Origin of the sequence: Aeromonas popoffii (assembly GCF_000820025.1) — a bacterium.
Classification (GTDB): Bacteria; Pseudomonadota; Gammaproteobacteria; order Enterobacterales; family Aeromonadaceae; genus Aeromonas; species Aeromonas popoffii.
Map to the genome: position 1 here is coordinate 17809 of NZ_CDBI01000030.1, position 12213 is coordinate 30021.

Genomic DNA, 12213 nt, shown 5'->3' on the forward strand with positions numbered 1-12213 from the left:
ACTGCGAGGGATTATACGAATGGTGCGATGCCATGCAAGGGGTTTTTCTATTGAACACGCTCGTTTGCTCATTTATTCAACGCCTTGCCGATGCAGGGTCAGTTACATAGAATGCCCGCATCATATTAATGGAATAAGAACGATGGCCAAGCGTAAACCAGTCCAACCCGCATCCACCTCCCACACAGTCCCCCACTACCCTTCGGCAGGCCTGTTGCGCCGACTCGGCGCTCTGCTCTATGACTATCTGGTAGTCATCTCCTTGCTGATCATCGCCGGCTTCATCGGGATGGGGGTGGCACACCTGCTGCTGGCAACCGGCGCGGCCACCCTGCCGGAAGGCAAAGATGCCTCCTGGCTGCTGACCAGCCCGATTTACAGTGCCTGGCTCGCCTTCATCATCTGTGGTTTTTACACCTGGTTCTGGACTCGTGCCGGTCAGACCGTCGGCATGCGCGCCTGGCGCCTGCGCATCCAGAATGCGGATGGCAGCAACATCCGCATCACCCAGGCCCTGATCCGGCTGGCGACGGCAGCATTCGGCCTCGGCAACCTGCTGTGCCTGTTCAACCGCAAGGCACCGCGCGCATTTCAGGACATCTGGTCCGAATGCGAAGTGGTAGTGCTCGGCAAACAGGAAAATCTGGAGATGCTGAACAAGTAATTGCAGGCCAACGCAGCAACGAAAGAGGGCACCAACAGGTGCCCTCTTTGCATTACCGCACAGCGTATTACTGCTTGCGACTGAGGATATAGAAAGAGATACCGCCAAACAGCAGACTGGGCGCGATGGCGGCCAGGATAGGTGGCACCGCATACACAAGACTGACGGGGCCGAACACCCGATCGCTCACGTAGACGGCAAAGCCGGTCATGATGCCCATCAGCATCCGCGCCCCCATGCTCACCGAACGCAGCGGGCCGAATATGAAGGAGGAGGCCAGCAGTATCATGGCCACGACGGAGAGCGGCGACAGCAGCTTGCGCCACATCTCCAGCTTGTAACGCCCGGAATCCTGCTTGTTGGCATCCAGATAGCCGATGTAGTCGAGCAACCCGGCCACCGGCAGATTTTCAGGATTGATACTCACTACCCCCAGCTGCTTGGGGGTGAGTTCTGAAGTCCACTCCATCTGGGCCTGCGTCTCGCTCTGGATCTGCTTGGGATCGTCAAAGCGGGTGACCATGACCTGCTTGAGCAGCCAGTGATGCTGTTCAAACACCCCTTCCTGCGCCTGGAGGATATCGATCAGCCTGCGCTCGGGCGTGAAGCGATAGAGGGTAATGCCGGTGAGGGCGCCATCGTTGCGCACCCCGTTGATGTTGACAAAGTTATTGCCATCGCGGGCCCACACCCCGTAGGCAGAGACCGTCAGTCGCCCCTCAGACAGGGCGCCCGCCTTGATATCATCCGCCATCCGCTTGGCGATGGGCGCCACATACTCACCCATCAGGCCCACCAGTATCATCAAGGGGATGGCAGTCTTGAGCGCCGCCATCACGATACTGATCTTGGAACGCCCCACCGCCTGCATCACAACCAGCTCCGAGCTGCTCGCCAACTGGCCCAGCCCGATGAGCCCACCCAGCAGGGCGGCCAACGGGAAGAACTGAACCGCCTCCTTGGGCATGGAGAGCATGACGAAATAGAGCGCATTGATCATGTCGTAGTTGCCTTCCCCCACGGCTCTGAGCTGCTCAACATATTTGATGAGCGCAGCCAGCCCGACCAGGGTCAGTTGACACAACAGGATTGCCATGAAAATGACCCTGCCGATATATCTGTCGAGAATGCCAAACATCAGCCGAGATTCCTAAGTTGCAGCATCATACTGATTCGCCTTGAAATACTGTGCATAAAACAGGAGCGGTACCGCGCTGACCCGATTTGATATGCCTGTCGAGAATGCCAACCATCAACAGAGGCTCCTAAGTGGCAGCATCATACTGATTCGCCTTGAAATACTGTGCATAAAACAGGAGCGATACCGCGCTGACCCATTTTGATATGCCTGTCGAGAATGCCAACCATCAACAGATGGCTCCTAAGTTGCAGCATCATGCTGATTTTCTTTTGAAATAGAGAGTCTTGATCCCGTTCCACCAGCTGGTGCCCTGCAGGTTGAGCGGCAGACCGATCAACAGCAGATAGGCCAGCGGCACCAGGAACATGCCCGGCCAATGAGGCAGGCGTCCGCTGTCGATGGCCGAGCGCGCCGCACTGAGCAACAGGAAGTAGGAAAGATAGAGCAAGATGGCAGGCAGCAGCTTGGCATAGCGCCCCTGACGGGGGTTGACCCTGGCCAGCGGCACCACCAGGAAGGTGAGCACCAGGATGGAGAGCGGCAACGACAGGCGCCACTGCAACTCGGCCATCATGCCGTTGTCCTGCGTACCCAACAGATCCAGAGTCGGCTTGGCGGCCGCCTTGCGGCTGGCTCGCTCCATCTCCTGCTGGCGGATCACCAGGCTGAACTCATCAAATTCGGAGATCTGGAACTGCTTGCTGCTGAAGTGGCCCTCGTAGCGGGATCCGTCCTTCAGGGTCAGCCACTGCAGGCCGTTCTCATCGACCGTCACCACCCCTTCCGTCGCCACCACCACAGAGGGCGGTTTGCCCTCCTGAGAGCGCTGCAGCACGAAGATCTTCTGCAGCCGGGAGCCCTTGTCGTTCAGCTCCTGGATGTAGACAACGAGACGCCCCTTGTCGAGCTCCATGAAACGGCCCGCCTGCAGGAAGGAGATACCCGGATCGGCCTTGAATTCGTCGATTACCTGATACTCGCGCTCTTTGGCCTGAGGGGCGATCCAGCCGGTATTGAAAGCGGCGATGGCCGCGGTCAGCAACGCCAGCACCATGGCACTGCGCATCACAAAGCGGTGGCCGAACCCCACCGCATGCATCACAGTCATCTCACTTTCGGCATACAGGCGACCGTGAGCAAACAAGATGGCTAAAAAGAGGCTGATAGGCAGCATCAACAGCGCCATATTGGGCAGGTTGAGCAGCAACAGGGTAGAGACCAGGCGTGTTGGCACCTCGCCATCGGCGGCATCACCGATGATCTGGATAAATTGTTGACTGACAAAGATAAGCAGCAGCACGAACAACACTGCCAGCTGGGTTTTCAGGGTTTCCCTGAACAAATATCGGAAAACGATCACAGTCATTCCCAAGTAAACTTGTGTTTTTAGTTGAATGCCTGAAAAATAGGGCCGTATATTGGATTTTTACCAGTTTGAACTGCGGAGCCTATGGCTGTTCGCTCCGCCTCTGATACCCCAACAAGCACCGCATTATTCAATAAAAGGTGCCTTTTGTCTTTAGGATGTAGGAGATTCCATGGAGTTCAGTGTAAAGAGTGGCAGTCCAGAGAAGCAACGCAGTGCCTGCGTCGTGGTCGGCGTGTTCGAGCCGCGTCGTCTCTCTCCGGTTGCCGAACAACTGGACAAGATCAGCGATGGCTACATCAGTTCGCTGTTGCGCCGTGGCGACCTGGAAGGGAAACCAGGCCAGATGCTGTTGCTGCATCAAGTACCAGGCGTGCTCAGCGAGCGCGTATTGCTGGTCGGTTGTGGCAAGGAGCGGGAACTCGACGAACGCCAGTACAAGCAGATCATCAACAAGACCATCACCACCCTGAACGAGACGGGTTCCATGGAAGCGGTCTGCTTCCTGACAGAACTGCACGTCAAGGGTCGGGATACCTATTGGAAGGTGCGCCAGGCGGTGGAAACCACCAAGGCGGGCCTCTACAGCTTCGATCAGTTCAAGACCAACAAGGCCGAGCCGCGCCGTCCGCTGCGCAAGCTGGTGTTCAACGTCCCGACGCGTCGGGAACTGACCATAGGTGAAAAGGCCATCTCCCACGGTCTGGCTGTGGCGAAAGGGGTGCGGGTCTGTCGTGACGTGGCCAACATGCCGCCCAACATCTGCAATCCGGCCTATCTGGCTTCCCAGGCTCGTCGTCTTGCCGATGCATTCGACAACATCACTACCAAAGTGATCGGTGAGCAGGAGATGGCCGAGCTCGGCATGAACTCCTATCTGGCTGTGGCCCGTGGCTCCGACAATGAGGCCATGATGGCCATCATCGAATACAAGGGCAACGCCGATGCCAAGCCCATCGTGCTGGTCGGCAAGGGTCTGACTTTCGATTCCGGCGGCATCTCCATCAAGCCAGCCGAAGGCATGGACGAGATGAAGTACGACATGGGTGGCGCCGCCTCCGTGCTCGGCACCATGCACGCCCTGGCTCAGTTGCAGCTGCCCATCAACGTCATCGGCGTGCTGGCCGGTTGCGAGAACATGCCAGGTGGCAACGCCTATCGCCCGGGTGACATCCTCACCTCCATGTCCGGTCAGACCATCGAAGTCCTGAACACCGATGCGGAAGGTCGTCTGGTGCTGTGCGATGCGCTCACCTATGTGGATCGTTACGATCCCGAGACCGTCATCGACGTGGCGACCCTGACCGGTGCCTGCATCATAGCGCTGGGCCACCACACCACAGGGTTGCTGGCCAACCACAACCCGCTGGCTCACGAGCTGCTCAACGCCTCCGAGCAGGCTGGCGATCGCGCCTGGCGCCTGCCGCTGTTCGACGAGTATCAGGAACAGCTGGAGAGCCCGTTTGCCGACATGGCCAACATAGGCGGTCGGCCCGCTGGCACCATTACCGCTGCCGCCTTCCTGTCACGCTTCACCAAGAAGTACAACTGGGCCCACCTGGATATCGCCGGGACCGCCTGGAAGAGTGGCAAGGATAAAGGCTCCACCGGTCGTCCGGTGCCCCTGCTGACCCAGTTCCTGCTCAACAGGGCTGGCGTGGATATCGAAGAGAAGGAGTAACTCCCCTGCTCCTGCCGATGAATGCATCGGAAGCGCGGGAGTTGCCCAGTACCACAAGGAAGAGGCCCGCCTCTTCCTTGTTTCATTCTTGAATCAGTGAGTAGCAGGCGGGAAAACTCCCTGTCAGCCTCTTCGGCGGTCAATAGTCCGTCACCGCAAACGGGATCAACCTGATGAGCCAAGTGACCTTTTACCTGATGAGCGAGCCGGATGACGCGCAGGCCACCGCCGTCGAGCGGCTCGCCTGTCAACTCGTGGCCGATGGCTGGAGCGCGGGCCATCTCTACCTGCTGTGCGACGATGAGGCTCAGGCCCTGCGCCTGGACGAGCTGTTGTGGCAACTGCCACCGGAGCGCTTCGTCCCCCATCAGTTGCAGGGCGAGAGCGGTCAGGCACCGGTGGAGATCGGTCATCAACCGCCGAAGCGGCGCTATGCTCGCCTCATCAATCTGGCCAGTGCGACACCTTTGTTTGCAGGACACTTCGCTCAAGTGGTAGATTTTGTCCCCACTGATGAAACTCAAAAGCAGCAAGCCCGCGAGCGCTACAAGCACTATCGCCAGGCAGGCCATACCCTCGAAATGAGGGATCAGCCCGTCCTTGCCGCACCGGATCCGGCGCAGCCCCGACTGCAACCTATTGATCCAAAAAAAAGAATCAACACCAGACTCCATCCATCCAGATTACGGCGAGACCATGGAAAAGACTTTTAATCACAACGCCATCGAACAGGCGCTCTATCAGCACTGGGAAACCCAGGGTTACTTCAAGCCCCACGGCGACACCAGCAAAGACTCCTTCTGCATCATGATCCCGCCGCCGAACGTCACCGGCAGCCTGCACATGGGCCATGCCTTCCAACAGACCCTGATGGACACCTTGATCCGCTACAACCGCATGCAGGGCAAGAACACCCTGTGGCAATCAGGCACCGACCACGCCGGTATCGCCACCCAGATGGTGGTTGAGCGCAAGATCGCTGCAGAAGAGGGCAAGACTCGCCACGATTACGGCCGTGATGCCTTCATCGACAAGATCTGGCAGTGGAAGGAAGAGTCCGGTGGCACCATCACCCGCCAGATGCGCCGTCTGGGCGACTCGGTAGATTGGGAGCGCGAGCGCTTCACCATGGATGAGGGTCTCTCGAGCGCCGTGCAGGAAGTGTTTGTCCGTCTCTACGAAGATGGCCTGATGTACCGCGGCAAGCGTCTGGTGAACTGGGATCCCAAGCTCAACACCGCCATCTCCGATCTGGAAGTGGAAAACCGCGAGATCAAGGGCCACATGTGGCACCTGCGCTATCCGCTGGCCAACGGCGCCAAGACAGCTGAAGGTCAGGATCACCTGATCGTCGCCACCACCCGTCCGGAGACCATGCTGGGCGATACCGCCGTGGCAGTGAACCCGGAAGACCCGCGCTACAAGGCGCTGATCGGCCAGCACATCCTGCTGCCGCTGGTGAACCGTCTGATCCCCATCGTCGCCGACGAACACGCCGACATGGAGAAGGGCACCGGTTGCGTGAAGATCACCCCGGCCCACGACTTCAACGATAACGAAGTGGGCAAGCGCCACAGCCTGCCGATGATCAACATCTTTACCTTGGACGCCCACGTGCGTGCCGAGGCCGAAGTGGTCGATACCAACGGCAACCCGAGCACCGCCTACGACGCCGCCCTGCCGGGCGAGTTCGCCGGTATGGAGCGCTTCGCCGCCCGCAAAGCCATCGTGGCCAAGCTGGATGAGCTGGGCCTGCTGGCCGAAATCAAGGATCACGTACTGCAACAGCCCTACGGCGATCGCGGCGGCGTGCCCATCGAGCCGATGCTGACCGACCAGTGGTACGTGCGCGTGGCACCGATGGCCAAGACCGCCATCGAAGCGGTGGAAGATGGCCGCATCCAGTTCGTGCCCAAGCAGTACGAAAACATGTACTTCTCCTGGATGCGTGACATTCAGGACTGGTGCGTCTCCCGCCAGCTGTGGTGGGGTCACCGCATCCCGGCCTGGTATGACGACGCCGGCAATGTTTACGTGGGCCGTGACGAGGCGGAAGTGCGTGCCAAGCACAGCATCCCGTCCGTGACCGTGCTGCGTCAGGACGAAGACGTGCTCGACACCTGGTTCAGCTCCGCCCTGTGGACCTTCTCCACCCTGGGCTGGCCGAACAACACCGAAGCACTCAAGACCTTCCACCCGACCGACGTGCTGATGAGCGGCTTCGACATCATCTTCTTCTGGATTGCCCGGATGATCATGATGACCATGCACTTCATCAAGGACGAAAACGGCCAGCCGCAAGTCCCGTTCAAGACCGTCTACATCACGGGCCTTATCCGTGATGAAGAGGGCCAGAAAATGTCCAAGTCCAAGGGCAACGTGCTGGATCCGCTCGACATGATCGACGGTATCTCGCTGGAAGATCTGCTGGAGAAGCGCACCGGCAACATGATGCAACCGCAGATGGCCGAGAAGATCGGCAAGCGTACCGCCAAGCAGTTCCCGGAAGGGATCGACGCGCACGGTACCGACGCCCTGCGCTTCACCCTGGCGGCGCTCGCCTCTACCGGTCGTGACATCAACTGGGACATGAAGCGCCTGGACGGTTACAACAACTTCTGCAACAAGCTGTGGAACGCCTCCCGCTATGTGCTGATGAACACCGAAGATCAGGATTGCGGTTTCTCTTCGCAAGGCAATGGCGGCGAGATGCTGTTCAGTCTGGCGGATCGCTGGATCCAGTCCCAGCTGCAAGTGGCCATCCGTGACTTCCGTACCGCGCTCGACACCTACCGCTTCGATATCGCGGCAGGCGTCTTGTACGAATTTATCTGGAACCAGTTCTGTGACTGGTATCTGGAGCTGACCAAGCCGGTGCTGGGCAAGGGTTCCGAGGCTGAGCAGCGTGCCACCCGTCACACCTTGGTGACTGTGCTGGAAACCCTGCTGCGTCTGGCACACCCGATCATCCCGTTCATCACCGAGACCATCTGGAAATCGGTGGCACCGCTGACTGGCGTGCACGCAGACACCATCATGCTGCAAGCCTTCCCACAGTTCGATGCCGCCAAGGTAGACGACACCGCCATGGCGGATCAGGAGTGGGTGAAGGAGTTTATCGTCAGTATCCGCAACATCCGCGCCGAGATGAATGTGGCGCCGAGCGTTGCCTTGAACGTGCTGCTCAAGTGCGATGCCAAGGATAGCCAACGCGCCGGTGACAACGAGGCTTTCCTCAAGTCGCTGGCCCGTCTGGAATCCATCCGCGTACTGGTGGACGGTGAAGTGGCCCCCCTGTCAGTGAAGAAGCTGATCGGTGCCACCGAGCTGATGATCCCGATGGCCGGTCTCATCGACAAGGACGCCGAACTGGCCCGTCTGGCCAAAGAAGTGACCAAGCTGGTCGGCGAGTGCGCCCGCATCGAAGGCAAGCTCGGCAACGAGGCCTTCGTGGCCAAGGCGCCGGAAGCCGTCATCGCCAAGGAGCGCGAGAAGCTGGAAGAGTACCGCGCCCAGCTGGTGACCCTCGAGACCCAGCAGGCCGAAATCGCCGCTCTGTAAGGCAGCTGAGCTGCATGAAAAAGCCCCCCTGCAGCAGGGTAATACAAGCCGGTTAAGGGCATGTGAGGCTCAGCCCGCGAGGGATAAGGGCAAAAGAGTGAGGGAGGCATCATGCCTCCCTCTTTTTATTGGATGCCAGTCAGGGCAAAGGTGTCAGCCACATTGACGCGTTAACCATGGCACAGTTCCTGTTATTCAATATTTCGGATATTCAGTCACAAAAATGGTTAGCTGACTGGCATTCCCCTCCCGCTGGGGGCTTTTTGTTGCCATAAATCCCTTCTCACGGCCTTTCTTCGCCCCTTTGTACAAAATTAGCGAGCCAAATCACCTGCTTTCACAAGCACATCGCCCCCAAATTCATTACACTGCCAGCGATCTTTTCTACTCGGAGTGCTGTTGCAGTATGGAAATATTGATCCTGTTTGGATTGATTTTGCTTAATGGCGTATTTGCCATGTCGGAAATCGCCATCGTTACCGCACGCAAGGCTCGCCTCAGCAAGATGGCGAGCGAAGGCAGCGACTCAGCCGCCATTGCCCTCAAGCTGAGCGAAGATCCGACCCATTTCCTCTCCGCCGTCCAAATCGGCATCACCAGTATCGGCCTGCTCAACGGTATCTACGGCGAATCACTGCTGGCCCAACCGCTGGCCTTCTGGCTACAAGAGTGGGGCATGGCCGCCAAGAGCAGCAGCCTGCTCGCCACCGTGCTGGTCATAGTGGTGATCACCTACCTCTCCATCATCGTCGGTGAACTGGTGCCCAAGCGCCTCGGCCAGCTCAACGCCGAGCGCATCGCCTGTCTGGTGGCTCGCCCCATGCTGTGGCTGGCGGCCATCACCCGCCCCTTCGTCTGGTTGTTGTCCGCTTCCACCAAGGCCAGCCTGCGCATCCTGCGCGTCAGCCAGGAGGGCGGAGCGAACGTGACCCAGGAGGAGATCCACGCCATGCTGGTGGAGGGCTCCGAAGCCGGGATCATCGAAGATCATGAGCACACCATGCTGCGCAACGTGTTTCGTCTCGACGAGCGCAGCCTCTCCTCCCTGATGGTGCCACGCAGCGACATCCGCTATCTGGATCTCGCCCTGCCGCTGGAGGTGAACCTGCAACGGCTGGTGGAGTATCGCCATAGCTTCTTTCCGGTTTGCGATGGCAGCCTCTCGGATCTGGTGGGCATACTCAACGTCAACAAGGTACTGCACGCCTACATCAAGGGGGAACCCATCGATCTGGCGGCCCTGACCCAGGATGGCAGCCTGTTGCCGGAGACCCTCAATGGCCTGGAGCTGCTCAATCACTTCCGCGCCCACTCCGAGCACATGGTGCTGGTGGTGGACGAATACGGTGAACTGCAGGGGCTGGTCACCCAGCAGGATCTGCTGGAGACGCTGGCGGGTGACTTCCAGCAGGATAACAGCGATGACAACTGGGCCTTCCAGCGCACCGATGGCAGCTGGCTGCTCGATGGCCTCATTCCGCTGCCGGAGTTGAAGGACTGTCTGGGACTGGTTCGACTACCTGAAGAAGAAAAACATCACTATCACACCCTTGGAGGGCTTATCATGCTGCTCCTTGGCCGTGTTCCTCAGACCGGAGATTTGGTGGCTCTGGAACAGTGGCAACTGGAAATTGTCGACATGGATGGTCTGCGCATCGACAAGGTGCTCGCCATGCCCTTGATCGATCAACCCAGCTAATTTACGCGGAGCTTGTGAGTATGGAGCAGTTTTACCAACTGGCTCACGCCTTTATGCATCAGGATCTGGCGACGCTGTCCGATCCCAAGATGGCCTTCATGGTCTGCGGCGTGTTGCTAACTTTTCTTGTGCTGGAGAACGGGTTCATCCCCACCGCCTTCCTGCCCGGCGATAGCCTGCTCATTCTGACGGGTGTACTCATCTATCAGGACGTACTCCCCCTTGGTATAGTGCCACTGCTGATCCTGGCCACCTTCGTCGGTACCTGGTTCGGCTATATGCAGGGACGCTTTCTGGGCCATACCCGCATGTACCATCGCCTGATGTCTCACATGGACGACAAGCACAAGGAGAAGGTGTTCTACCTGCTCAACAAATACGGCATCCTGACCCTGATCACGGCCCGCTACATCGCCTTTGTGCGCACTGTCTACCCCTACATTGTCGGGGCGACCGAGATCCCGCAGGGGCGCTTTCTCGTCGTCAATCTGGTCAGCTCCATCATGTGGATCACTCCGCTGGTGAGCCTGGGTTACTACCTGAGCCACACCAAGCTCGCGGCCAAGTACGAGTCACAGTTCCTCAGCATCATTCTTTACCTGCCGCTGGTGCTGCTGGTCGGTGGTATTGTCGCCCTCATCTGGCGCTGGCTGAGCAAAAGTAAAACCGTCACCCCACGGGATTGAGACAAATGAAAAAGGCCATCGCAAGATGGCCTTTTTTTATCGAAATAATGGCGAATTCCCCCTGATACCCTTGTAAAGCAGGGGTAAAAATGAGTGAATCTACCGCCTTTTTTTCGACGTGAACGGAGTCGGTAGTATGCGGTGTCGGGTTAGCGCAATGGCGCTGGTATATGCATTGGTTGGACTGCTGGGCTTGCCGGCAGCATTGGCTGCCCCCAACCCGGCCAAACTGCAGTTGCAATCGAGCAGCGCACTGGTGATGGACGTCAATACGGGCAAGACCCTGTATCAGAAGAATGCCACCCAGGTACGGCCGATCGCCTCACTCACCAAGCTGATGACGGCGCTGGTGGTACTGGATGCCCGTCAGGATCTCAACCAGACCCTGACCATAGATCAGAATGACAGGGATGCCATCAAGCACACCTATTCCCGGGTCCGCTTTGGCAGCAAGGTCAGCCGCCGCGATGCGCTGCACCTGGCACTGATGTCCTCCGAGAACCGGATGGCCTCGGCCCTAGCACGCCACTATCCCGGTGGACGCCCCGCCTTCATCCGCGCCATGAACAACAAGGCCAAGCAACTTGGCATGCGCAACAGCCGTTTCTACGACTCCACCGGCCTGTCGACGCGCAACGTTTCCACCGCCCAGGATCTGGCCAAGCTCATCTCTGCCGCCTATCGCCAGCCGCTGATCCGTGAATTCACCCAGGACACCGACAAGGAGATGCGTTTCAGCACCCCCGCCTACAGCCTGATGTTCAACAACACCAACCCGCTGGTGAAAAACCCGGACTGGGATGTTCGCCTCTCCAAGACAGGTTTCACCGACGAGGCGGGCCGCTGCCTGGTGATGCGCGCCAAACCCGACCGCCAGGAGCTGGCCATCGTGTTGCTCAACTCGGTGGGCAAACGCACCCCTATCGGCGATGCCAACCGTATTCGCAAGTGGCTGAAAAGCTGAGTTGCCAACCCGGAATTGGAAAAGGATGCTGCGGCATCCTTTTTTATTACCCGTAAAACACCACAGCTGGCGGTACAAGAGGTTGGCTGTTACCCCCTGAGCGATGGCATGGCACGCTATCCCCCGTTGCAACAACAGACATACAGCGCGCAGGCAGAGGCGGCAAAAGAGACAGGGTATAACCCCGATCAGAAGAGCGGCACCCAATAACGGGAAGCGAAGCAGAAGAGATGGCAAGAGCAGATCGACAGGACAGTGAACGACCCGTCACCACGGAAGCAGATCCGCACCGCAGAGGTGAATTTCGCACATAAAAAAACAGCCCCGACCTGAGTCGAGGCTGTCTGTATGGTGCGCCCGGGAGGATTCGAACCTCCGACCACCTGGTTCGTAGCCAGGTACTCTATCCAGCTGAGCTACGGGCGCTCATCAACTTTTGGTACTGCTCAAA

At 58.6% G+C, this 12213-nt stretch carries 8 protein-coding genes, 1 tRNA gene and 1 pseudogene; 7 read left to right on the top strand and 3 right to left on the bottom strand.

Annotated elements, in window-relative coordinates; translation table 11 throughout:
* Positions 1-142 precede the first annotated feature (142 nt).
* Positions 143-664: an RDD family protein gene (locus tag BN1129_RS06270; protein WP_042035231.1), complete on the top strand. Its 522-nt coding sequence runs from the start codon at positions 143-145 to the stop codon at positions 662-664.
* A 67-nt stretch (positions 665-731) separates the two neighbouring features.
* On the opposite strand, the gene lptG is transcribed toward BN1129_RS06270, so the two are convergent.
* Both lptG and lptF read right to left on the bottom strand, forming a co-directional pair.
* On the bottom strand, positions 732-1802 hold the full coding sequence (gene lptG / locus BN1129_RS06275) for an LPS export ABC transporter permease LptG (RefSeq protein WP_042035233.1): 1071 nt from the start codon (positions 1800-1802) through the stop codon (positions 732-734).
* Positions 1803-2058: 256 nt separating this feature from the next.
* Entirely contained in the window at positions 2059-3171 is a 1113-nt protein-coding gene (lptF, locus tag BN1129_RS06280) for an LPS export ABC transporter permease LptF (RefSeq protein ID WP_042035235.1), read from the bottom strand.
* Positions 3172-3343: 172 nt separating this feature from the next.
* Here lptF and pepA point away from each other — a divergent pair, with 172 nt between their 5' ends.
* The 6 genes and pseudogenes from pepA (at position 3344) to pbpG (ending at position 11762) form a co-directional block, all read left to right on the top strand.
* Positions 3344-4852, top strand: a complete 1509-nt coding sequence (pepA, locus tag BN1129_RS06285; protein ID WP_042035237.1) for a leucyl aminopeptidase — start codon at positions 3344-3346, stop codon at positions 4850-4852.
* 173 nt (positions 4853-5025) lie between these two features.
* A pseudogene (locus BN1129_RS06290) lies at positions 5026-5478 on the top strand (DNA polymerase III subunit chi); the annotation flags it as partial.
* A 70-nt stretch (positions 5479-5548) separates the two neighbouring features.
* On the top strand, positions 5549-8413 hold the full coding sequence (locus BN1129_RS06295) for a valine--tRNA ligase (protein WP_042035239.1): 2865 nt from the start codon (positions 5549-5551) through the stop codon (positions 8411-8413).
* A gap of 406 nt (positions 8414-8819) precedes the next feature.
* A complete protein-coding gene (locus tag BN1129_RS06300; RefSeq protein ID WP_042035240.1) occupies positions 8820-10112 on the top strand; it encodes a hemolysin family protein in 1293 nt (430 codons plus the stop codon).
* Positions 10113-10132: 20 nt separating this feature from the next.
* Positions 10133-10798: a DedA family protein gene (locus BN1129_RS06305; RefSeq protein ID WP_042035242.1), complete on the top strand. Its 666-nt coding sequence runs from the start codon at positions 10133-10135 to the stop codon at positions 10796-10798.
* Positions 10799-10934: 136 nt separating this feature from the next.
* Positions 10935-11762 (top strand): D-alanyl-D-alanine endopeptidase, encoded by an 828-nt coding sequence (gene pbpG, locus BN1129_RS06310; protein WP_042035244.1) that lies wholly within the window; start codon positions 10935-10937, stop codon positions 11760-11762.
* A 349-nt stretch (positions 11763-12111) separates the two neighbouring features.
* Here the strand turns inward: pbpG and BN1129_RS06315 are convergent.
* Positions 12112-12188, bottom strand: a tRNA-Arg gene (locus BN1129_RS06315).
* Positions 12189-12213: the final 25 nt, after the last annotated feature.

What these genes read in the sequence shown, in the direction of transcription:
- pbpG (WP_042035244.1), top strand. Translation starts at nt 10,935, where the DNA reads ATGCGGTGTCGGGTTAGCGCAATGGCGCTGGTATATGCATTGGTTGGA.
- lptG (WP_042035233.1), bottom strand. Translation starts at nt 1,802, where the DNA reads ATGTTTGGCATTCTCGACAGATATATCGGCAGGGTCATTTTCATGGCA.
- BN1129_RS06305 (WP_042035242.1), top strand. Translation starts at nt 10,133, where the DNA reads ATGGAGCAGTTTTACCAACTGGCTCACGCCTTTATGCATCAGGATCTG.
- BN1129_RS06270 (WP_042035231.1), top strand. Translation starts at nt 143, where the DNA reads ATGGCCAAGCGTAAACCAGTCCAACCCGCATCCACCTCCCACACAGTC.
- pepA (WP_042035237.1), top strand. Translation starts at nt 3,344, where the DNA reads ATGGAGTTCAGTGTAAAGAGTGGCAGTCCAGAGAAGCAACGCAGTGCC.
- BN1129_RS06300 (WP_042035240.1), top strand. Translation starts at nt 8,820, where the DNA reads ATGGAAATATTGATCCTGTTTGGATTGATTTTGCTTAATGGCGTATTT.
- BN1129_RS06295 (WP_042035239.1), top strand. Translation starts at nt 5,549, where the DNA reads ATGGAAAAGACTTTTAATCACAACGCCATCGAACAGGCGCTCTATCAG.
- lptF (WP_042035235.1), bottom strand. Translation starts at nt 3,171, where the DNA reads ATGACTGTGATCGTTTTCCGATATTTGTTCAGGGAAACCCTGAAAACC.